Below are 23268 nucleotides of genomic sequence, written 5' to 3'. Positions count from 1 at the left end.
CACCTCCGACACCGCGCTTAGATTACGCCTATGGTAGCCCAACATTTTGCCCATGTGGACACATGGGTCTTTGATCTCGACAATACGCTTTATCCGCCGTCAGCGGATCTGTTCGGTCAGATGGACGGACGGTTTTCGGCATATGTGGTGCGGCTGACAGGGTTGGATCATGCGGGCGCACTCAAGCTGTGTGCTGATTATTGGGATGCATATGGCTCCACTCTGACAGGGCTGATGGAACACCACGACGTCGATCCACACCATTTTCTGGCCGATGTGCACGACATCGACATCTCGCATCTGGAAGAGGATGAGATGTTGTCAAACGCCATTAAAGCGCTGCCGGGGCGCAAGATTGTCTACACCAACGGATCACACAATCACGCCAAGCGCGTGTTGGCAGCCCGCGGCCTGACCAGCCAGTTTGATGCTGTTTATGGGGTCGAACAGGCTGACTTCAAACCGAAACCAACCCAAGATGCGTTCTCGACCGTCTTTACCAAGGATGGAATGACACCGACGAAAGCCGCCATGTTCGAAGATGAGAAGCGCAATCTTGTCGTCCCACATGCGTTGGGGATGCGGACGGTGCATGTGCACGAAGCCCCTGACGACGCAGAACATATTCATCATCACACAGACCATCTGGCGGATTTCTTGTCGCAGCTTGCGCGCTAACCCTTTCCGCCCCCTGCCCGGAAGCATATGTCACCTGTATGGAACGCATTTCGACTGATATCGTGATTGCAGGCGGCGGTGTCGCTGGGCTGACCGCTGCTGCGGCCTTTGGGACCGCCGGCTTCAAGGTTACTATCATCGATCCAACGCCGCCCGTGACAGCCCGCGACGCCGACGGGGCGGATCTGCGCACCACAGCATTTCTGCAACCCGCCCAGAAGTTCCTTGAAGCCGCGGGGCTATGGCCTCGCCTTGCCGCACATGCAACGCCTCTTCAGGTGATGCGGATTGTCGATATCGGGACCGATGCGCATGTCACCCGCGATTTCAATGCCGCTGATATCTCGGAATTGCCCTTTGGATGGAACTTGCCTAATTGGCTCTTGCGCCGTGAGATGGTGGCCAGACTAGACGAGCTGCCGAACGTTGATTTTCGTCCCGGTATCGGCTTCGCCCGGATGCTTGCCCGCAGCGATACGGCGATTGTCACGCTGTCTGACGGCAGCCAACTCTCTACGAAACTGGTTATTGGTGCTGATGGGCGTAACTCTGCTGTGCGTCAACATGCGCGGATCGATGTGCGCACAATGCGCTACGGGCAAAAGGCGGTGACCTTTGCGGTGACCCATGACGCGCCGCATCAGAATGTCTCGACCGAGATCCACCGCGCAGGGGGGCCGTTCACACTCGTGCCCTTGCCCGATCACGACGGCAAACCCTGCTCCGCCGTTGTTTGGATGGAGCACGGGGCAGAGGCAAACAGGCTCGCTACACTTGACGAAAACGCGTTCGAGGCGGCGGCCAATGATCGGTCTGCCTATCTGTATGGGCCACTCAAGCTCGCCAGTCGCCGCAGCCTTTGGCCTATCATCAGCCAAGTTGCCAATGCACTCACAGCCCCGCGCACCGCGTTGGTGGCGGAGGCCGCCCATGTGATGCCACCCATCGGCGCGCAGGGTTTGAACATGTCACTGCGCGATCTGTCGTGCCTCTTGGACCTTGCGACTGCACAGCCTGATCAACTTGGCGCACCCGCAATGCTGGATACCTATGCCCGCAAACGTCACCCCGATATCAAGCTTCGGGTGACTGGTATTGACGCGCTGAACCGCGCATCCATCGCAGGAAGCCCAACGATGCAAGCGCTACGCAGCAAAGGTATTGAAGCCCTTTATGGCGTCACACCTGTGCGCAAGACCCTTATGCAGATGGGTCTGGGTGCAGGCTAAAGCACTTTGTCCAAAACCGGGACCAAACGTGCGAGTGTCGCATCCACATCATAAAGCTTGTCTAACCCAAAGAGACCCAATCGGAATGTGCGGAAATCGTCAGGCTCATCACATTGCAGCGGTACACCTGCGGCAATCTGCATGCCCTCGGCAACAAACTTTGATCCATTCTGGATGGCAGGATCATCAGTATAGCTGACGACAACACCGGGCGCACCAAAACCGTCCGCAGCGACTGAACGTATGCCCTTGTCTGCCAGCAGCTTGCGCACACCATTGCCCAAGTTCCACTGCGCCGCTTTGAGTTTTTCAAATCCAAAGGCGCGTGTTTCCAGCATGGTATCACGGAAGGCTCGCAGGCCGTCAGTTGGCATGGTGGCGTGGTAGGCATGGCCACCATTCAGGTAAGCCTGCATGATACTATGCCATTTCTTCAGATCGACGCTGAAAGAGTCCGATGTTGTCTGATCCAGCCGTACCAATGCACGCTCTGACATCATCACAAGACCCGCGCAGGGTGTCGATGACCACCCCTTTTGCGGTGCCGAAATCAGGACATCCACGCCCGTGGCCTTCATATCAACCCAAGCACAACCCGATGCAATGCAGTCAAGGACCATCAGCGCCCCTATTTCATGTGCCGCGTCCGCCAGTGCCTTGATATAATCATCAGGTAGGATGATTCCGGCAGATGTTTCAACATGAGGAGCAAAAACAACGTCGGGCTTGGCCTCCGCGATTGCTGCGACGACATCTTCGATGGGCGCAGGGGCAAAGGGTGCGCGCGTGTCATTCCCTGCTTGCCGTGCCTTTATGACAGTCGTTTGAGTGGTAAAGTCACCAGCCTCAAAAATCTGGCTCCAGCGATAGGAAAACCACCCGTTCCGCACAATGAAAGCATGCGCACCCGCACCAAACTGTCGCGCCACGGCTTCCATCCCATAGGTACCACCACCGGGGACCAACGCAACGTGATCGGCATGATAGACCTCGCACAACATGGTTGAGATATCTGTCATAACCTCTTGAAAGGCCTTTGACATATGATTGAGAGAGCGGTCGGTAAAGACGACCGAAAATTCCATCAGCCCATCAGGGTCTACAAGCGTTGGCGCACCATCCATATCAAAAGTCCTCTATGCCATTTGCTTGGTTGGCTAACGCTCTGACAGCATGAAAGCAAAGCCTATCTCGGTATACAATGCCCACTTCGCCGGTGATCTGAGGTGCAATATTTCCGATAGCTAACACCGTGTTCTTTATAATGGACCCGGCCTGCGCTCTTCTGACAAAAGAACATTTGCTTCAACATCACCGACCCCCGGCATCGTCATGATACGGCGACGCAAGACACGTTCGAAATCTGCAAGATCACGGGCCACGACCCTTAGCCGGTAATCGTAAAGCCCAAGCACATGATCGACCGTCTGCACCTCGGGGATCGCGCCAATCGCACGCTCAAAATCCTCAAGGCTGACGCGGCCCTTGGTGGCCAGCTTGACCCCCAGAAACACAGTCACACCGTACCCCAGCTTTTCAGCATCCAACACCAAACGGCGGCCTGCGATCACACCTGCATCCTGTAATCGCTTGATCCGGCGCCATGTGGCAGGTTGGCTCAGATCCAGCTTCCGGGCCAACTGCGTTGTCGATTGATCCGCATTTGCTGAAAGGGCGCGCAAGATTGCATAATCTAGGTCATCCAGTGTCATAGCGGCAGGTTTTCATCGGATTTCACTGTCGCAATTGTCATCAACGCCTCGATATCGGCGATATGCGGCAAGGTCAGCACCTGTTCACGGTATATGCCCTGATAATCGGCCAAGTCCTTTGCGATCAGCGACAGGCGCACATCCACCCGGCCCAGAAACGTCTGGATTTCGATCACCTCAGGCACCTGACGCGCCGCCGCAAGAAAATCATCAAAGGCGCGCGATACGGTCTTATCCAAGGTAATCCGCAGACTTACCGACACAGCATAGCCCAGAGCCGCCCAATCGATGATCACATGACTGCCCTGTACGATCCGATCCTCGCGAAGCCGATCCAACCGGCGCGTCACCTTTGCAACAGTCAGCCCCATGGCACCCGCCACATCAGGCACACCCCGTGCAGGGTCAGCCTGTAGCAGGCGCAAAATCCGGCGATCAATGTCATCAAGCATAAAAATACTGCTATAGTACAACAATACGCATAACAACCTTCATCTTGGTAAAAAAACTCATATTACAAACCGCACATTTGGATCAGACGTCGCTATAACGCAGATCAGAAACCAACTAAAGGAATGCCAACATGCGCGTTTATTACGATCGCGATTGCGATGTGAACCTGATCAAAGATAAAAAAGTCGCCATCTTGGGCTACGGCTCTCAAGGCCACGCCCACGCGCTGAACCTGCGCGACAGCGGTGCGAAAAACCTTGTTGTGGCGCTGCGTGAAGGCTCCCCTTCTGCCGCCAAAGCGGAAGGCGAAGGCCTAAAGGTGATGGGTATCGCCGAAGCGGCTGCTTGGTGCGATGTGATCATGTTCACCATGCCCGATGAATTGCAGGCCGAGACATATAAGAAATATGTCCATGACAACATCAAAGAGGGTTCCGCGATTGCCTTCGCCCACGGGTTGAACGTGCACTTTGGCCTGATCGAACCCAAGCCCGGTGTCGACGTCATCATGATGGCGCCAAAGGGTCCCGGCCACACCGTGCGCGGCGAATACACCAAAGGCGGCGGCGTGCCGTGCCTGGTGGCTGTGGACCGTGACGCAAGCGGCAAGGCGATGGAAATCGGCCTGTCCTATTGTTCTGCCATCGGTGGCGGGCGTTCCGGCATCATCGAGACAAACTTCCGTCAGGAATGCGAAACCGACCTCTTTGGTGAGCAAGCGGTTCTCTGCGGTGGGATCGTTGAGCTGATCCGCATGGGCTTTGAAACACTGGTTGAGGCGGGCTACGAGCCTGAAATGGCGTACTTCGAATGCCTGCACGAAACCAAGTTGATCGTCGACCTGATCTATGAAGGCGGCATCGCGAACATGAACTACTCTATCTCAAACACAGCGGAGTATGGTGAGTATGTGTCCGGCCCGCGTATCCTGCCATATGATGAGACCAAGAAGCGGATGAAGGACGTACTGACCGACATCCAAACCGGTAAGTTTGTGCGTGACTTCATGCAGGAAAACGCTGTTGGCCAGCCTTACTTCAAGGCCACACGCCGCATCAACGACGAACACGAGATCGAGCAAGTCGGTGAAAAACTGCGCGCCATGATGCCGTGGATTTCTGCTGGCAAAATGGTTGATAAAGCCAAGAACTAAATGTGCTAAAAAAGACGTAAGAAGGCCGCGCAGCATTGCGCGGCCTTCTTACGTTTAACGCCGGACGTACCAGTGAAAGACAGCAATCAAGCGGCGGGTCAATCCGGTGTAGGGCGGAAAGACGATGTGGAACGGAAAGAACCTTGCCCGCAGCACCTGACGCATATGGCTGAAGGCGGCAAATCCGGCATAACCATGCGCACCACCATTTCCCGAACGGCCAACACCACCAAAGGGCGCGGTCGGATGCGACGCACCCATCACGCTCATGTTCACACCAACGGTACCAGAGGTTGTTTTTATAATAACTTCATCCGCGAAGGCATTGCTTTCAAAAACATAAAGTGCAAGCGGATGTGACCCATCATTAATCTTGTCGATCACCTGATCAAGGTCACGATAGGTCATAACCGGAAGGACCGGGCCAAAAATTTCTTCCTGCTGCACGCCCATATCATCATGGACATCCAGCAAAATAGTGGGGGCGATCTTGCGCGCAGCCTGATCCATATCGCCGCCCGTCAGAACCGTCGCCCCTTTCGCCTTTGAATCATCGATCAACCCGGCCACCCGCGCCCATTGTCGCGGATAGGCCATCTGGGCCAGATCGGGTGACTGCATCGGGTCCGCGCCATACATCTTGGTGATCTGCGCGCTCAGCGCATCGGCAAACGCGGCCTTCACACTTTCATGCACATAAACATGGTCCGGCGCCACACAGGTCTGCCCGCCATTTATACAGCGCCCCCAAGCAATCCAGCGGGCCGCGTTTGCGATATCTGCATCCGGTCCCACGATGACAGGCGATTTGCCCCCCAGTTCCAGCGTGACAGAGGCAAAGGTTTTGGCCGCCGCCGTCATAACGATTTGCCCAACCTCTGGACTGCCGGTGAAAAAGATATGACCAAAAGGCAGGGTCAAAAGTTCCGTCGCCGCATCAACCCCGCCCTCAACAACGGTAAAAAGCTCTGGTGCGAAGGTTTCTGACACGATCCTTTTCAGCAAAGCACTGGTCGCGGGTGTCAGCTCTGAGGGCTTCAGGATCACCGAACACCCTGCCGCCAAAGCAGACACCGCAGGGCCCAAGGCCAGAAAAAATGGGAAATTCCATGGCGCAATGACCAATGCGGTGCCCTTGGGCGTGAGATGGACCTGTGTGGTTGTTCCCAAAAACACTAACCCCGATGGCGCGCGGCTGGGGCGCATCCATTTGCGCAAATGCCGCCGTGTGTGCCCGATTTCCAACAAGAGCGGCAAGATTTCGGTCAGCCGCACCTCATCAGGGTGTTTGCCGAAATCAGCACCAATCGCTTCACACACCGCCTGCTCATGGGCCAGCACCATGGTGCGCAGCTGATCGAGTGCGGCCCGGCGCGCGGTATAGTCGAAGGTCGTCCGCCTTGCCGCCACAGTATCATGCTGTGCGGCGAAAACCTGTGCGATGGAGGGTTGCGAATGGGTCATGTCATCTTATCCGGCGCGGCTGATACAAGATGCAATATTAACTTTACGTCAAAACGCTTGCCGTGGTCTGCCAAAGCGATCAGACAGCATAGGCTGAGACGATGAGAGACCTGACATGAGCGTGCAGTCCCCCACAATCTGGAACTGGCTATCCATTGCCGCCCTCGGGGTGATCTGGGGGGCGACCTTTATGGTCGTGGCAATCGCGTTGGAGGGGTATGGCCCGCTGACGGTCGCCTGCGCACGCACGACGCTGGGGGCTATAGCCCTTCTGACATTGATGATCGCGCTCAAGCGCCCGTTGCCTGCCTTCACCCCGACAATGTCGCGCTATCTGATTGCAATCGGCTTGCTGAACACCGCCCTACCCTTTGCCTTGCTCAGCTGGGGCCAGCAATATGTGCCGTCAGCCTTTGCGGGGATTTCGATGGCGGCACTGCCGCTGTTTGTTCTCCCACTCGCGCATATTTTCACCGATGAAAAGATGAATACGCGCAACACCTTGGGCGTCATCATGGGGTTCATTGGTGCCGCCGTCCTGATCGGCCCTGGTGTCTTGCGCCTTGGCACAGGTTGGGAGCCATTGGGCCAGCTTGCCTGTATCGGTGCGTCCATATCCTATGCCGTCTCCAGCATTATGACCCGGCGCTGTCCGCCAATTGACCCCATCACGATGGCAGCGTTGCTGTTGGCCATCGGCACCGCCGCATTGATCCCGGCAATGCTGATTTTCGAAGGCATCCCAAGCATGGGCGCTGCCCGCCCCACAATCGCAATTATTGTCTTGGGCGTCATCCCAACAGCGCTCGCCGCGCTTATCCGGGTGGCAACCATACGGTCAGCAGGCGCGATATTTATGACATTGGTCAATTACCAAGTGCCGCTTTGGTCAATGATCTTTGGCGCGTGGATCCTGAGTGAAGTGCTACCGCTGCGCTTTTTCATTGCAATCGCGCTAATCCTATCTGGATTGGCTTTCAGCCAATGGGGTAATCTCAAACGGCTATTGCTGCGCTAAACGGCCGCCTCAACCTCGGCCACGATCCCATCCACAACCTGGCTCAACAGCGCGTCATCCTCGCATTCCGCCATTACACGGATCAGCGGCTCTGTGCCTGATTTGCGGATCAGAAGACGCCCTTTGCCGACCAGCTTTGTCTCAGCATCTGCGATGGATTTCTTGACGGGCTCAGCACCCAACGGGTCCTGTCCAGCCGCATAGCGCACGTTCTTGAGCATCTGCGGCACGGTCTCAAAGCTTTTGGTCAAGGCGCTGGCAGGTTGCCCGGTTTCGATCATCGCGGCCAGAAATTGCAGCCCCGCCAATAGCCCATCACCCGTCGTCGCAAAATCTGTCATCACAATATGGCCAGACTGCTCACCCCCAAGGTTCCAACCATTCGCCCGCATCGCCTCGACCACATAGCGGTCGCCCACGGCTGTCCGCTCAAGACGCAAACCGCGCCCGTCCATATATCGCTCCAACCCAAGGTTTGACATGACCGTCGCGACCAACGTGCCGCCTTGCAGACGGTCCTGATCTGCCCACCGCCCGGCCATCAAGGCCATGAGTTGATCGCCATCAGCAACCTGTCCGTTTTCATCAAGTATCATCACGCGGTCCGCATCGCCGTCCAGACAAATGCCGATATGCGCACCCTCGGCGATAATGGCCTTGGACGCCGCTGATGTATCGGTCGATCCGCAGCCATCATTGATATTGAAGCCATCGGGGCTGACACCAACGGGGATCACGGTTGCGCCCAATTCCCATAGCACTTCGGGGGCAACACGGTGCGCAGCCCCATTGGCGCAATCGATCACGACTTTCAGCCCATCAAGGCGCATCCCGGCCGGAAAGGTTGATTTCACCCGTTCGGCATAACGGAACCGACCGTCATCAATCCGCTTGGCACGGCCAATGTTCTGCGACTGAGCGGGTTCGAGATCACTGGCAATCAAAGCTTCAATCTCGGCCTCGGCATCATCTGACAGTTTAAAACCATCGGGTCCAAAGAATTTGATCCCATTATCATAGTGCGGGTTGTGACTGGCCGAGATCATGATCCCGACATCGGCCCGCATCGAAGTGGTCAACAACCCAACTGCGGGCGTAGGCACCGGCCCCAGCAAAAGGACATTCATCCCCGTGCTTGTGAGCCCCGCCGTTAACGCGCTTTCAAACATATAGCCGGATAGCCGCGTATCCTTGCCAATCACGACGCGGTGCACATTGGACCCATCGTTGCGAAAGTACCGCCCCGCCGCCGCCCCGATCTTGAGCGCCATGTCAGCCGTCATCGGATAGGTGTTCGCTTTGCCGCGCACACCGTCAGTACCAAAGAATTTGCGTGTCATAGTGTTTCTGCCCCGCCGATTGCCCATTCCAAGTCTAATGCTTGTTTCGTAGCTAATATATCGTGAACGCGCAGGATTTGCACGCCCTGCCGTGCAGCGTTGAGTGCAACCGCCACAGAACCGCTTACCCGGTCGCTGGCTGCGGCCCCACCGCCAATCGTGCCGATAAAGCGTTTGCGCGATGCACCGAGAAGAATAGGACAGCCAAGTGCATGAAAAATAGCGATCCCGCGCAGAAGGGTCAGATTGTGTGCGAGCGTTTTGCCAAAACCGATACCGGGATCAACGACGATCTGCTCACGGGGGATGCCAGCTGCAACCGCGGCTTCAATCCGCTCACTCAGGAAATCGTAAACATCTAGCAGAACATCATCATAGCAGGGATCATCCTGCATCGTCTCGGGCGCGCCCTGCGCATGCATCACACAGACGGGCGCGCCGACCTTGGCAGCAACCTTGGCCAGTTCCGGATCAAAGGTGAACGCAGCCACATCATTCACCAGCGTCGCACCTGCGTCTAGTGCCGCGGCCCCAACCTGTGATTTGCGCGTATCAATCGAGATAGGCACGTCACTATGGGCGCGGATCGCTTTGATCACTGGAACCGTCCTCTCGATTTCCTCTGCAATCTCCACTTGCTTGGCACCCGGACGCGTACTTTCACCGCCCACATCAATGATGTCAGCACCAGCGGTTTGCATGGCTTGTGCATGGGCAAGTGCACGGTCCGGCGCATTGAACTGACCGCCATCCGAAAAACTATCGGGTGTGACATTCAATATGCCCATTATGCGCGGCCCGCTCATTGTCATACCCGCAATTGATGCGCGGGGGCGGGTCAATGTGTCTTGGATATCAGCGGTTATGTCACCGGCAGGAACAGTCTGCACCTCGCAACCCCGTTCGTGCACCGCGACAGTGTCAAACCAGCACGCACCCCCGGCCAGCGAAAGAGCATGCGACGTAGGCACATCGCCAAAACGGACGATGGGGCGATAGTATCGGGTCATGTCAAATCTGTGACGTCAGACGAGATTGCGCGTACGGGCACAGCTGCTTGAGGTGTGCCAGCGCCGATCACCAGCAGTTCCTTTGCCGACATATCACCTGCAAACCAGGCGACCAAAGCCACTGCATCGCGCGGGCTAGCGGATGGGCCATCCACCGCGTCTAAGACAATTTTGGAAGGCGCCCAAATACAAATCTGGCCATTCTTCATCGCCCAATCCAATTCCGTGCGCGTCCCAACAACCATGCAGCGCCGATCACGCGCAGCCAAGGTCCACGCATTTTGTTCGATCGCCAGCAAGTCAATGCGCCGTTGTGCCATGGCGTTGGCCGCTTGCGGTGCGACGATATCAGACGGGCCAACACAAATGATCAAGGGCGCTTCCATTGCGGCCAGTTGATCAATCCAACCGGTCAAATGCGCAGAGCCAATCGCATCATTGGACAAATACACCATGCGCGGATGCGGTGCCTCGATATGTTCTTGCCCTGCCAGATCGACACCGTCGCGTGACCGCACAATCTCAACCCCGAGTGAAAACGGGCCACGATCCAGCTTTTCGATACGGACAAAAACGCGCTCTGCCTGCGGCTCTAGCAAGATCCGCTCGGCCACGCGAGCGGCAAGGGTTTCAAGCAGGTTGATCCGCTCGGCCTCCAGCTCAATGCTGATCGCTTCGGTCACTTTGTCATAGGACAAGATGCGGTCGACGTCGTCGTCAATTGGGCCGGTCAGCGGCAAGACCTCAACCACGACATTGAAACGGACACGTTGCAAAGTGCCACGCTCTTGTTGGAAGGCCCCGATCTCGACCTCCACGATATAATCGCGCAGGGAAATGCGGTCGCAGGGGGTTTGGCTGCTGGCCTCGGCCCGCTCACTGGGGTGGGCAAAGGCAAGGCGAATGTCATCGGTCATGGGCGCGTCCATCGCATGAGAATACCCGTGGTGAGATACAAGGGGTACGACAAAGCGGCAAGCGTCGGTACGACGCCTGCCCGCATTCATGCGACTTTAGTTTGACGCGGTGCGCACCGGCTGACGATAAAAATAGTGATACCCAATCTCGGCTGTGCGCGGATAACGCTGCGCCCAAGACGGGTTCACAGACTTGGTGTGATAATGCGTTGCACCGCCAGTCAGCACACGGGGTGCGCCATCAATCAGAATACGGGCAACTTTGCCAACACGCTCCCAAGAACGGGGCTCACCAATAGTTTCAGGCTTCCCATCACACGTGTACGTGAATTGGCAGGCATAACGACGCCCGGTCCCTTGGTTGATAACAGCGCAAAGCGTGTCAGGGTAGGCGTTGCTATCGACCCGGTTCAGGATCACTTCGCCAACAGCAAACATGCCCCGCACGGTTTCACCGCGCGCCTCAAAATACAGAGCCTCGGACAAGCACTGCCAGTTGGCGCCACCGTCAGCGGCTGGCTGTGCTGCCAGGAAATCACGATCATAAACAATACCGCTGCGGGCAACGATATCGCGATCCTGCACTGGCGGCAGGCTTGTCAAAGTATTCATGCGGCTGTCTGGGACCACGGACAAAGCTTCACGCTCTTGTCCTAATATCGCACCCAACCGGCTTGCCAATAGTTCGTCAGCTGTAGCAGAGCTTGACACAACACAAATGGTGGCCGCAGAAAGTGCGGCGTAAATCGCCTTCATAACAGTCATTTTTCCCACCCAGGAAACGACGCGGGGTTGCTCCGCGCTAGCGCGGCTGTCCTTAAGGGAAAGCGGCGTAAAGGTCTAGTCCTTGCGCAGGACTGTTCCTAAAGAGGCAACATCGGTTGATTTGACACCATGACTATTTCCCGAAAGACGGATTTTCGCGACAAAAATGCCACGACAGCGGGTGTCACACTACGATGACACCCGATCCGCCAAAGCAAGCTGCGCTGCGGTGAGTCGCGCAACAGGCACACGGAAAGGAGAGCAAGAGATGTAATCGAACTGCTGGGCACGACAAAATGCGATAGCAGACCGATCACCACCATGTTCCCCGCAAAGGGACAAAACAACGTCCTTGCGGCCCATACGTCCGCGCTCTGCACCCAATGAGATCAGCTCGCCTACACCTTCAAGATCAAGGGTATGAAATGGGTCTTCGGCATATACGCCTTGCTGGACGTAAGATGACATGAACCGCCCTGCATCATCGCGCGACAACCCATAGGTCATCTGGGTCAGGTCATTTGTGCCAAAGGACAAAAACGCGGCGTGCTCGGCAATATCCTGCGCGCGCAGGGCCGCGCGTGGTGTTTCAACCATGACACCAAGGTGGTATTCAAAAGCCGTCTTACTTTTGGCCCGCACGGCATTCGCAACGCCACCAATCCGGGTCTTTTGCAATTCGACCTCGCGCATCGCGCTGACCAGCGGGATCATGATCTCGACATTAATCGTGATGCCTTTGTCACGGACAGCGACCATCGCCTCAAAGATCGCGCGGGCTTGCATATCATAGATCTCTGGGATCGCGATCCCAAGCCGTACGCCGCGCATCCCAAGCATCGGGTTATATTCCGCCATAGCATCAACGCGTTCCATGACATCGGGCAGTGGCAAAGCCACTTGCTCGGCCAGATCACGCATGCCTGCTTTGTCAGAAGGCAGGAATTCATGCAGCGGCGGGTCAAACAGACGTACGCAAACGGTCTTGCCCGCCATAATCTCGAACAAGGCCTGAAAATCGGCGCGCTGCATCGGCAGGAGGCGATCAAGAACAGCCCGGCGATCATCGCTTTCTTCGGCAAAAATCATCTGCCGCATCACACCCAGACGGTCACCATCAAAGAACATGTGCTCGGTCCGGCACAGGCCAATCCCTTCGGCGGCAAAGTTCCGCGCGGTTTGGGCATCAGCAGGCGTATCGGCATTCGCGCGCACGCCGATGTCGCGGAAATCATCAGCCCATTCCAGCAAGGTCTGAAACGCGCCATCAAGGGCGGCTTCAAGCATGGGCGGTTCGCCCACCAGAACCTGCCCGGTGCTCCCATCAACGGTAATTACATCACCTGCTTTGAATATGCGGCCATCGGGGGCGATGATCACCCCATTCTTGCGATCAATCGACAGATCAGAGGCACCCACGACGCAAGGCAAACCAATGCCACGGCCAATTACAGCGGCATGGCTGGTGACGCCACCGCGCATCGTCAAAACGGCACTGGCAGCGTGCATGCCGCGAATATCCTCTGGCGTTGTTTCGCGGCGGACCAGAACACAAGGCTCACCGCGCGCGGCACTCGCCTGTGCTTCATGGGCAGTCAGGACGATCCGGCCAGCGGCCGCACCGGGGCTGGCTGCAATACCCCCTACGATCATATCGCGTGCTGCAGTGGGATCAATTTGCCGGTGCAATAGCTCTGACAAGGCAGAGGGTTTGACGCGCATCACGGCCTCTTCGCGCGGAATGATCTTATCCTCGGCCAAGGCCACGGCAATCTTGACAGAGGCGCGCGACGTGCGCTGCACGCGCACGGCGTCCAAAATCTGCACCATGCCATCCTGAAGCGTGAATTTCACTTCCATTTCTTCGCGCAAACGGCGGCGGCATATGTCACCGTACGACACCAGCTGCGCATATTGATCGGGACATATATCTTCCAGCGCGGGACCACGCGGATCGCGTGTCAGATACATCGCGCCTTCTGTATCGGGCCCCACATCTTTGCCCTGCCCCTTGCTGCAGCTCAGATAGCGGCCCACGATTTTTGGCTGGCCGGTCGTCATATCGACAAATTGCATGACCCCCTGACCACATTCGCCTTGCCCTGTGCCCAAAGCCATTGCCTGCACCACAAGGCCCAGACCCGCATTTGCGGGCGCACCCTTGGCTTGCCGCAGCAACCGCGCGGTGGTGCCATCCCAAGCGCGCGCCATAGAGCGCAGGACTTCGGCCAGTTGCACCGCTGGATCCTGCGGAAATGGCTCATCCGTTTCAAGCTCGAACGTGTCCAGCATCGTCCGCAGGCTGTCGGCATTGGCCACGTCAGGCAGGTAGAATTCATCAGGATCAAGACGCGCCACATGGATGGCATAGGATTGGACAAACTGCAGATAAAGCTTTGTTGCCGCTGCCGCACCTATGCGCTGCGTCAATGTCGCCAATCGGGCGTCGTTCATACCGACATTCAAAATCGCACCCGGCCCACCCCAATCAGGGTCCTGACTGGATGGGCGCACGGATAACAGCGGCGCATCGCCAAAGGGTGCCAAAAGGGCAGCCATGTCAGGCAAATTGCCCAAGGCCGCTTCATGAACCGCATCGAATGACAAGGCAACCGTGACAGGCACCGGCATATCCAGACGGATCAGGCGTTGCAGGCACTTCGCACGCCCACCGTGCACCGAAGCCTTCATGGCGGCGGTGGGCGTAATCAGCGTCAAAGGTCCATATGTCGTCTGTTGCTGCACTGCGGCACCGATCATTGTTCAGGTGCAGCATAAAGGAGGAAAAGGCCTTCTGTATACCGAAGTTTACAGTTTTTCGGCTCAGCCGTCGATTTTCGTCAGGTCAGCAACACTCAGACATATATTTCTAATACGTGACAATAGGTTAAGGCGATTCCTGCGCAAGAGTGCGCTATCGGCGTTTACCTGCACATCGGTAAAAAATGCATCAATCGGTGCGCGAAGTGCCGCCATAGCGTGCATCGCAGTGCTGAAATCTTGTGCTTCCATCGCCGGTGTGATCTTTGCATTCGCAGCATCAAGGGCCGCAAAAAGTGCCTTTTCGGCGGCGTCTTCGGCGAATTTGATGTCAGCACCATAAGAGTATTCCACCCCGTCCTTCTCCTCGGCTTGGGTCAGGATATTGTTGGCGCGTTTGAACCCTTGGATAAGGTTTTCGCCGTCATCGGTGGCAAGGGTTGCAGCCAAAGCCTCGGCCCGTTTGACCAGCAGCGTCAGGTCGTCATTGCCAGGCATGGCGATGCAGGCGTCGATGATGTCGTGACGAATGCCCTTGTCGCGGAGGAAGACCTTGAGGCGGTCGTGGAAGAAGGAGAGGAGGTTGACCGATTTAGCTCCAGTCGTCAGGGAATTGACGTCGATTGCGTCACGCTCTTTACCCAGTCGTCGCAAAATGAAGTCTTTGACAACCTTATCGGGATCAAGCCCTACGTCCGCTGTTTGCAAGGCATCACGAAGTTCTTTCGCAGTTAACTGAAGACGGCCGACAGTTTCGGACAATTCAATGATTGTAATCTGCTTGATCAGGTTGCCCGTTAGCTCAAGCCTGAAGTCATTCTCCAAAACCAACCGAATAACCCCCAGCGCCGCTCTGCGCAGCGCAAACGGGTCTTTGCTTCCGGTTGGTTTCTCATCAATCGCCCAGAACCCGGTCAGCGTGTCGATCTTGTCGGCCAGTGCTACGGCCACGGATACCGGCGCAGTCGGCACATCATCCGATGGGCCCAGCGGGGAATAGTGTTCTTCGCAGACCGCAGCGATCTGTGCGTCCAAGCCGGCCTCAGCCGCATAATACCGCCCCATCAACCCCTGCAATTCAGGGAATTCATAGACCATTTCTGACGACAGATCGGCCTTGGCTATGCGCGCCGCCTGCTCTGCCAGATCAGGATCAGCGCCGACGCTTGGCGCAATCTCGCGCGCCAATGCCGCGATACGTTCAATACGCTCTTTCTGGCTGCCCAGTTTGTTGTGGAAGGTCACATTGGCAAGGCTGTCCAACCAAGGCTGCATGCCCGCTTTCGCGACGCGCAGATCATTTTCCCAAAAGAATTTCGCATCGGCCAAGCGTGCTGACAGCACCTTCTGGTTGCCTGCCAGAATGGTCGCGCCAGTGTCGGCGGTTTCCATATTGGCGACGGTCACGAAGCGTTCAATCCGGCCCGTCACGTTATTGCGTACGGAAAAGAATTTCTGATGCTCTTTCATCGAGGTTTGCAGCACCTCGGGCGGCAACCCAAGGAACGCGTCATCAATCTGGCCCAACAGGACGACAGGCCATTCGACCAGCCCTGCAACCTCGGTCAGCAACCCACGATCTTCGACGACTTCCAGTCCCATTGCAAAGGCCTGATGCGTGGCATCATGCCAGATCGCCTCGGCCCGTTCATCAGCGCGCAGTACGACATTAGCACGCTTGAGCTTTGCCTCGTAATCATCGAAATTCACAACAGTAAACGTATCCGGCGCAAGGAACCGATGTCCTTGCGTTGTATTCCCCGATACAATCCCATCAACGTCCAGCGGCACAACCTCAGTCCCCGCCTCATCACTCAGAATGCACAGGATGGAATGCAATGGGCGCACCCATTTCAATGGGCCATCACCCCAGCGCATCGACTTTGGCCACGGGAAGTTTCGGATCACTTTTTCCAGAACTTCGGCGATGATATCCGCCGCCATACGCCCCGGCTTTTCGATGATCGCGAAATAAACCTGCCCCTTCTTGTCATCGCGCACCTCAAGATCCTCGCGCGCCACACCAGCACCACGCAAGAACCCTTCAATCGCCTTGTCGGGCGCGCCAACCTTCGGTCCCTTACGCTCTTCGCGCACCGCTTGGCTTTCTGCCGTCAGCCCATCAATTGACAATGTTAGGCGACGCGGCGTGGAAAACGCAGCCGCCCCCGCATAGGTCAAACCCGCCTCGACCAGACCATCAGTCACCAGCTTGCGCAGGTCATCGGCCGCGCGGGCCTGCATACGAGCGGGGATTTCCTCGGAAAAAAGTTCAATCAGAAGGTCAGGCATTACTCGGTGCTTTCAGGAAGGGGTGGGCAGTCTTCGGGGACCGGATTGCCGTCAAAGACGACCTCGCCGCATTCATTGATCTGGTGCCATGCGTAGCCGCGCCCATCGGGATAGACAGCGACGATCCGGTCGATGCCGTATTGCACGTTCTCGATCCCCATAAAGGCGATGGCGTCAGTACGCAGATCAGCGCCAATCTGCACCGCGTCAAAGCAATCAAACCAACCGGGGGCGACACGCGGTTCGGCATTGTCGACGATCACAAAGGTTTCGGTCAGCGTCGCGAGGCTGAGGGTACTTTCAAAGCAGGCGCGATAACGCAAAGGGCTGCTGATCGCGTCGATCCCTTCAAAGCTTTGCACGACAATTGGTTCTGCCTCACCCGTGCTGACAGAGGTCAGCATCACCGCATCCGCGTTCGCCTGCACTTCATCGTAGTAGGCATAGACCTGTTGGTAGTAGAGCACACCGCCAAGAACCGCCGCTGAAAGAAGCATCGCCACAATAATCACCCGTGCCATCAGGCCGCTGCCCCGCCTGCCTCGGTCTGCACAAACGCATCAGCGCAGGCCTTGGCCAGTGCACGTACCCGTCCGATATAAGCCTGCCGTTCGGTGACCGAGATTACGCCGCGCGCGTCAAGCAGGTTAAAGACATGAGATGCTTTGATGCATTGGTCATAAGCCGGGTGTGCCATGATGATCTTGCTCCCCGTTTTGGGGTCCTCTGCGGGCGCATCCAGTATCCGTTGGCATTCAGCCTCGGCGTCCACAAAGTGCTGGAGCAGCACCTCCGTATCGGCCACATCGAAGTTCCAGCGCGAGTATTCTTGCTCGGTCTGTTTAAAGATGTCGCCGTAGGTCAGTGGGATCGGCGTTTGCGGGTCGTTGAACGGCATCTCCATCACATGATCGACACCCAAAACATACATCGCCAGACGCTCCAACCCGTAGGTCAGTTCGCCCGAAACCGGCTTGCAATCATGCCCACCGACTTGCTGGAAATAGGTGAATTGGCTGACTTCCATACCGTCGCACCAGACCTCCCAGCCCAGCCCCCAAGCACCAAGTGTCGGGCTTTCCCAGTCGTCCTCGACAAAGCGGATGTCATGCATCGACGCGTCGATACCAATTGCGTCCAGCGACCCAAGATAAAGGTCCTGCAAATCAGGCGGCGATGGTTTGATCAGCACCTGATACTGATAGTAGTGCTGCAAACGGTTCGGGTTCTCACCGTAACGCCCGTCCGTGGGGCGGCGCGACGGCTGTACATAGGCCGCAGCCCAAGGCTTGCTGCCCAGCGCGCGTAATGTTGTGGCCGGGTGAAACGTGCCCGCCCCGACTTCCATGTCATAAGGTTGCAGGATCGCACAGCCTTTGGCAGCCCAGTAGGTCTGAAGCCGCAGGATGATCTCCTGAAAACTGCGTGGTTTATCTGCCATTGTGGACCCTCGACTGTTTGCCCCTGCAATAGGGTGCCGGGCGGACAGGGTCAATTGGGCAACGGGTGCAGATTTTTTCGCATTTACCCACAAGTTTAACCAGAGTTTGACTTGCGCCGCGCGGCAGAGGCCGCCAACACAAGCCGAACGCATGATCATTTTTCCGAGGTTTACGATGTTCAGGGCTTTTGCTGCCACTCTTTTTCTTTATCTGTCCGCCGTGCAGGCCCACGCCCAAGATCGTTTCTGGGTCCAGATCGAAGCGCATCCAACGCTGAATGAGGCGACAGAGCGCGCGCAAGTCTATGCCCGGCGGTTTGACGATGTTGAAGGGTATTATCTGGGTCGCGGATTTTATGGTATCGTGCTGGGGCCTTACAGTGAAAACCTTGCGCGTCAGGAATTGGCCCGCCTTTTGCGTGACAGGCAGATCCCATCCGACAGTTACCTACAGAATGGCCGCCGATTTGAGCAGCAGTTTTGGCCCATCGGCGGTAGCGCGCCGGGGCTGCGTGACGGATCAGCAGCGGACGACGCACCCGCGCTAGAGCTGAGCGCCTTGCCGCAAGTCCCTTTGACCGCCCCGCCCGAGACACTACGCGAAGCCCGCGCATCCGAGGCTGCATTGTTACGGACCGAGCGCGAAGAGCTACAAAAGGCACTGCAATGGGCAGGGTTTTATGACGCAGCGATTGACGGCGCTTTCGGGCGCGGCACACGGCGCGCGATGGAGGCGTGGCAACTGGCCTATGCGCAAGAGCCGACCGGCGTTTTAACGGCGCGGCAACGCGAACAGTTGCTGTTGCAGTATAATGCCGTGCTCACGGATGTTGATATGCAGCTGGTGCGCGACACCGAGGCCGGCGTGCAAATGCAGGTGCCCACCGCTGTGGTCGCTTTTTCGGGATACCAGCCACCATTTGCCCGGTTTGACGGGCAAAGCTCGCTGCCCACAGCACAGGTTCTTTTTATCTCTCAACCCGGTGACGCAGGGCGGCTGTCAGGGCTTTTCGAAGTCTTGCAGGTCCTTGATCTGATGCCGACAGAGGGCCCACGTCAATTACGCGGCGACAGTTTTTTCATTGAAGGCATTGATAATGAACGTCATTCTTTTGCAACGGCAAGCCTGCAGGATGGTGAAATCAAAGGATTCGTTCTGGTCTGGCCCGCAGAAGACAACCGCCGCCGCGCCCGTATTCTGGATGTGATGCAATCAAGCTTTGAACCGATTGACGGTATCCTTGATCCCAATCTTGTCCCGCCCAGCGAAGATCAGGCGATCGATATGGTCTCTGGCCTTGCGGTACGGCAGCCAAAGCTGTCGCGCTCTGGGTTTTATGTCAGCGATGATGGTGTTGTGGTGACCACGCCAGAGGCGATTGCCGGGTGTAGCCGGATTACATTGGACCGCCAGACAGATGCCGAAGTGATTGGCACCGACCTTGATCTGGGCGTCGCCATCTTGCGCCCCCTATCGCCGCTTTCCCCACTGGGCGTGGCCACGTTTCAATCAGATATCCCGCGCCTGCAAGATCAGGTGGCGGTTGCAGGTTATCCGTTCAACGGTGTGCTTACGGCACCGACCCTGACCTTCGGTACGCTTGAGGATATCCGCGATCTCCAAGGCGACAATCGCCGCAAACGGCTGTCAGTCCCGACACAGGACAGCAACGCAGGTGGGCCGGTTCTGGATAACAGCGGGGCGGTTCTGGGCATGTTGCTGCCGAAAAAGGCGGCAGCGCAAACCCTGCCGGGCGACGTGCAATTCTCGCTTGATGCGCCACTGATCGCGAACCTGCTGCAAGAACTTGGGATCACCCCCACACAAACAGCCGCCGCACCTGCAATTTCATCGGTCGCCTTGTCACGCAAAGCGGCGGATGTCGCTGTTTTGGTCAGCTGCTGGTAAGCGCGATATCTGATTTGACGCGGATAACCGTGGGGCCCTTGGCCTTAAGGGCCGTCTGTATGGTGGATTTGAACTCGGCCAGATCATTAGGTTCTGCCGCCGCAGCCCCATAAGCCTCGGCCAGCTTTAGAAAATCAGGGTTGCGCTGAACAACGGCATTGGGCGCGATCTGGGCACGCACCATACTGTCCTCAATCTCACCCAGCTTACCATTGTCCCAGATGATGATGGGAAGTGTGAGTTCCAACTCAACAGCCACGGCCAGTTCCTGCACGGTGTATTGAAAGCCGTAGTCACCAAGTATCGCGATCACTGGCTGATCACCCACGCCAATCTTGCCCCCAATCGCGGCGGGCAGCGCATAGCCAAGGGTGCCGAAGCCGTAAGGGTGGTGCCAATGGCCGGGGCGGTCCATCGGGTAGACCTCTTTGGCGGCATAGGCGAATTGGGTCATGTCAGAGTAGAACATGGTATTTGCGGGCACGGCGGCTTTGAGGGCGTCGGCGACGGGCAAGATACCGGGGCGCTCGGCGTCAATTTCGGCACGCCAGCTTGCGCGTTGTTTGGCCACTTCCGTCGCTTTCCAGGTTGTTTGCTTCTCACCGGTGATCTGCGCAAAACTTTCAGTCAAATGCGCCGAAGCATCTGCCAAGATTCGCGTTTCAGCGCGATGTCTGTCGGTCAGGACTTCATGATCCAGATCAACGCGAACCATTGGGGCCTTATGGCCAAGGTGGTCTCGCCATAAATCTACCTCACTTAGTCTTGTGCCAACAGCAACCACAAGATCGGCGGATGCAATCACCTCCACACTGCCCGGTCGCGCCAGTGTTGCACCAAAGTACAATGGGCTGTCATCAGGAACAACACCACGTCCAGCGTAGGTTGTGAATGAGGCTGCATTCAACCGTTGGAAATGCGGCAACCAATGCGCGACACCGCGTGCAGCACCGCCACCAAAAATGAACAAAGGACGTTTTGCCCCCTTTAGCTGTTCTGTCAGTGTCGCACATTGCAGCGGGACGGGTTCTGGGCACATCGGCCAATCCGCCGGACGCGCAGGAGCCGCTTGTGCCCGCCCCTCCAGACCTGCGATGGGCACTTGAATGTGTTTGGGTGATGGCACACCGGTCTGCATTTGCATTAAGGCCCGGTCAATCAACTGATAAGCCGCCTCTGCCGTCCGCGCCGTCACAGACCAATCACAAACCGTGGCCGCTGCCCCTTCCTGATCTTTCATCTGGTGCAACTGCCCGCGTTTCGCTTCGGTCTCATCCAGCACAGATGATATCACCAACATCGGCACGCTATCTGAATAGGCCTGCGCCATCGGTGTCATGATGTTGCAGAGCCCCGGCCCTGAAATCACATAGGCGACCCCCGGCTTCCCCGTCGCGCGGGCATAGCCATCCGCCATGAACCCTGCCCCTTGTTCGTGGCGGGCCAGCACATGGGTGATCCCGGCCTCTTCGATCCCGCGGTACATTTCCTGATTATGCACGCCTGGAATGCCAAAAATAACGTCCACCCCGCGATCTTTGAGCATATGCGAGATTTGTGCACCAAGCGGGCGGGTCGTCATCGTCAGTTTCTCCAGAATTTGAGGGATAGGATGGTCAGGACCACCATAACTTCAAGGCGTCCGACAAACATCGCAATAGCAAGAATCCATTTCGCGGTATCGTTGATGTTGGCGTAGTTGCCCGCCGGCCCAATTTCGAGGCCGAGACCAGGGCCAATATTCGCGATAGCCGCCGCGGCTCCGGACACGGAGGTGATGAAATCAAGGCCAGTGAGGCCAAGCAACACGGCCGTGCCACCAAGCGACAGAATAAACGCCACAAGAAATGCAATGACGGAGTTCAATACGTCGTCGCTGATAGGTCGCCCATCATAGCGGGGCGTGAAGACCCCGTGCGGCGAATGAATCTGCCTGATCTGGCTTTTGATCGCGGCAAAAACCAACTGATAGCGGAACACCTTGATAGAACAGGATGTCGATCCCGCACAGCCACCAATCAGACCGATCAGAAAGAACATCACAACCGGGAAGGTCCCCCATGCCATGTAATCGGCACTGGCATAGCCTGTGCCCGTCATGATTGAGGTCACATTGAACAACGCATCGCGAAACCCGTCCTCGGTCATGACACCACCACGCCCCCAAAGCCAGGATGTCATCAATAAGACGCAGAAGACGACGATCATCAGGAACACCTGGACCTGGCGGTCTTTGAACAGCGGTTGCGCGGTTCCCGCCATCAGCTGGACAAAGCGCACGAAAGGCAGGGCGGCAAGGATCATAAAGACGACAGCGACGTAATGCACCCCCGCCCCCCATGTCGCAAAAGAGGCGTCATAGTTGGCCATGCCCCCTGTTGATACCGTCGTCATGGCGTGCACGATCGCGTCAAATCCTGCCATCCCCGTGGCTGAGTAGCCCACGATACAGGCTATCGTCAGACCGACGTAGATGAAAGAAATACTGGTTGCGATCTCACCCGCACGCGGCAGAATTTTCCCAATTGTATCAAACCCTTCCGACCGGAATATCTGCATGCCACCGACCCGCAGTTCCGGCAAAAAAACCATCGCTACAACGATGATGCCAACGCCACCCAACCATTGCAGCATCCCGCGCCACAGCTTGAGCCCATCAGGCAAGGCTTCGAGGTTGCCAAAGGCTGTGGCGCCTGTGGTTGTCAGCCCCGACATCGCCTCAAAGAAGGCATCGGTGAACCCCGCCTCTGTCGCCCCCAAGACGAAGGGAATGGCACCAAAAACAGGAAGCGTGAGCCAAACCAATGAGGTCAAAAGAAAGGTCTGGCGCAGCGACAGCCCTTGGGTGACACCATTGGCGCAGGCCAACGCGATCAGCCCACCGGTCACCACCGTGATAACCGCGCTTTCAAAGAAAACAAACCAATGTCCATTGCCCGCAAGCACATCAGCCGCCAACGGGCCGAGCATGGTGAACCCAAGCGACGCCACAAGCAGACCGATCACATATCCCACTGGGCGTAAATCTATCATGCAGGCAGCGTTGTCCTGCACGCTCGCCAGTGTCAAGAACAGGCGGCGGAAAAGCATGGGCGTGCCGTATAAGGGTAACGGCTGATCGAACGGA

Annotated in this window: 19 protein-coding genes; 5 read left to right on the top strand and 14 right to left on the bottom strand. The window is 56.9% G+C overall.

The window, feature by feature from the left end; genetic code table 11:
• Positions 1 to 30 precede the first annotated feature (30 nt).
• Positions 31 to 678: a pyrimidine 5'-nucleotidase gene (locus BC777_RS01020; protein ID WP_100366315.1), complete on the top strand. Its 648-nt coding sequence runs from the start codon at positions 31 to 33 to the stop codon at positions 676 to 678.
• A gap of 38 nt (positions 679 to 716) precedes the next feature.
• On the top strand, positions 717 to 1907 hold the full coding sequence (locus BC777_RS01015; protein ID WP_100366314.1) for a UbiH/UbiF family hydroxylase: 1191 nt from the start codon (positions 717 to 719) through the stop codon (positions 1905 to 1907).
• On the opposite strand, the gene BC777_RS01010 is transcribed toward BC777_RS01015, so the two are convergent.
• From BC777_RS01010 to BC777_RS01000, 3 genes are all read right to left on the bottom strand, one after another.
• Positions 1904 to 3031, bottom strand: a complete 1128-nt coding sequence (locus BC777_RS01010; RefSeq protein ID WP_100366313.1) for an aminotransferase class V-fold PLP-dependent enzyme — start codon at positions 3029 to 3031, stop codon at positions 1904 to 1906. The genes BC777_RS01015 and BC777_RS01010 overlap by 4 nt on opposite strands.
• A 135-nt stretch (positions 3032 to 3166) precedes the next feature.
• A complete protein-coding gene (locus BC777_RS01005; RefSeq protein WP_100366312.1) occupies positions 3167 to 3619 on the bottom strand; it encodes an Lrp/AsnC family transcriptional regulator in 453 nt (150 codons plus the stop codon).
• Positions 3616 to 4071, bottom strand: coding sequence for an Lrp/AsnC family transcriptional regulator (locus tag BC777_RS01000; protein ID WP_100366311.1), 456 nt, complete (start codon positions 4069 to 4071; stop codon positions 3616 to 3618). Before BC777_RS01000 ends, BC777_RS01005 begins: the two co-directional genes overlap by 4 nt.
• A gap of 131 nt (positions 4072 to 4202) precedes the next feature.
• Here BC777_RS01000 and ilvC point away from each other — a divergent pair, with 131 nt between their 5' ends.
• On the top strand, positions 4203 to 5225 hold the full coding sequence (gene ilvC, locus BC777_RS00995) for a ketol-acid reductoisomerase (protein ID WP_100366310.1): 1023 nt from the start codon (positions 4203 to 4205) through the stop codon (positions 5223 to 5225).
• 54 nt (positions 5226 to 5279) lie between these two features.
• Here the strand turns inward: ilvC and BC777_RS00990 are convergent, their stop codons facing one another.
• Complete coding sequence (locus BC777_RS00990) at positions 5280 to 6689, bottom strand: aldehyde dehydrogenase family protein (protein WP_100366309.1); 1410 nt, start codon at positions 6687 to 6689, stop codon at positions 5280 to 5282.
• A gap of 115 nt (positions 6690 to 6804) precedes the next feature.
• Here BC777_RS00990 and BC777_RS00985 point away from each other — a divergent pair, with 115 nt between their 5' ends.
• On the top strand, positions 6805 to 7707 hold the full coding sequence (locus BC777_RS00985; protein WP_100366308.1) for a DMT family transporter: 903 nt from the start codon (positions 6805 to 6807) through the stop codon (positions 7705 to 7707).
• Here the strand turns inward: BC777_RS00985 and glmM are convergent.
• The 8 genes from glmM to BC777_RS00945 all read right to left on the bottom strand — a co-directional run bounded on the left by glmM (position 7704) and on the right by BC777_RS00945 (position 18232).
• Positions 7704 to 9047: a phosphoglucosamine mutase gene (gene glmM, locus BC777_RS00980; protein ID WP_100366307.1), complete on the bottom strand. Its 1344-nt coding sequence runs from the start codon at positions 9045 to 9047 to the stop codon at positions 7704 to 7706. The two genes, BC777_RS00985 and glmM, sit on opposite strands and share 4 nt — an antisense overlap.
• On the bottom strand, positions 9044 to 10057 hold the full coding sequence (folP, locus tag BC777_RS00975) for a dihydropteroate synthase (protein ID WP_100366306.1): 1014 nt from the start codon (positions 10055 to 10057) through the stop codon (positions 9044 to 9046). Before folP ends, glmM begins: the two co-directional genes overlap by 4 nt.
• Positions 10054 to 10974, bottom strand: coding sequence for a dihydroneopterin aldolase (locus BC777_RS00970; protein ID WP_100366305.1), 921 nt, complete (start codon positions 10972 to 10974; stop codon positions 10054 to 10056). Before BC777_RS00970 ends, folP begins: the two co-directional genes overlap by 4 nt.
• 96 nt (positions 10975 to 11070) lie before the next feature.
• Positions 11071 to 11739, bottom strand: coding sequence for a cell wall hydrolase (locus BC777_RS00965; RefSeq protein WP_375342410.1), 669 nt, complete (start codon positions 11737 to 11739; stop codon positions 11071 to 11073).
• A gap of 189 nt (positions 11740 to 11928) precedes the next feature.
• Positions 11929 to 14499: a putative PEP-binding protein gene (locus BC777_RS00960; protein WP_168769035.1), complete on the bottom strand. Its 2571-nt coding sequence runs from the start codon at positions 14497 to 14499 to the stop codon at positions 11929 to 11931.
• A 63-nt stretch (positions 14500 to 14562) separates the two neighbouring features.
• Positions 14563 to 16791 carry a glycine--tRNA ligase subunit beta gene (gene glyS, locus BC777_RS00955; protein ID WP_100366303.1) on the bottom strand — a complete coding sequence of 743 codons (2229 nt, stop codon included), beginning with the start codon at positions 16789 to 16791 and terminating at the stop codon, positions 14563 to 14565.
• Positions 16791 to 17312 (bottom strand): DUF6446 family protein, encoded by a 522-nt coding sequence (locus BC777_RS00950; RefSeq protein WP_100366302.1) that lies wholly within the window; start codon positions 17310 to 17312, stop codon positions 16791 to 16793. The genes glyS and BC777_RS00950 overlap by 1 nt, the downstream gene beginning before the upstream one ends.
• Positions 17312 to 18232, bottom strand: a complete 921-nt coding sequence (locus BC777_RS00945; protein ID WP_100367942.1) for a glycine--tRNA ligase subunit alpha — start codon at positions 18230 to 18232, stop codon at positions 17312 to 17314. Before BC777_RS00945 ends, BC777_RS00950 begins: the two co-directional genes overlap by 1 nt.
• 151 nt (positions 18233 to 18383) lie before the next feature.
• Here BC777_RS00945 and BC777_RS00940 point away from each other — a divergent pair, with 151 nt between their 5' ends.
• Positions 18384 to 20141, top strand: coding sequence for a serine protease (locus BC777_RS00940; protein ID WP_245834097.1), 1758 nt, complete (start codon positions 18384 to 18386; stop codon positions 20139 to 20141).
• Here the strand turns inward: BC777_RS00940 and BC777_RS00935 are convergent.
• Both BC777_RS00935 and BC777_RS00930 read right to left on the bottom strand, forming a co-directional pair.
• Entirely contained in the window at positions 20128 to 21723 is a 1596-nt protein-coding gene (locus tag BC777_RS00935) for a 5-guanidino-2-oxopentanoate decarboxylase (protein ID WP_100366301.1), read from the bottom strand. The genes BC777_RS00940 and BC777_RS00935 overlap by 14 nt on opposite strands.
• Positions 21724 to 21725: 2 nt before the next feature.
• Positions 21726 to 23174, bottom strand: a complete 1449-nt coding sequence (locus BC777_RS00930; protein WP_100367940.1) for a TrkH family potassium uptake protein — start codon at positions 23172 to 23174, stop codon at positions 21726 to 21728.
• Positions 23175 to 23268: the final 94 nt, after the last annotated feature.

The sequence above is a fragment of the Yoonia maricola genome, assembly GCF_002797915.1.
In the GTDB taxonomy this organism is placed as follows: Bacteria; Pseudomonadota; Alphaproteobacteria; order Rhodobacterales; family Rhodobacteraceae; genus Yoonia; species Yoonia maricola.
The sequence above is the reverse complement of the archived record's forward strand: the minus strand, read 5'-3'. Positions and strand labels throughout refer to the sequence as shown.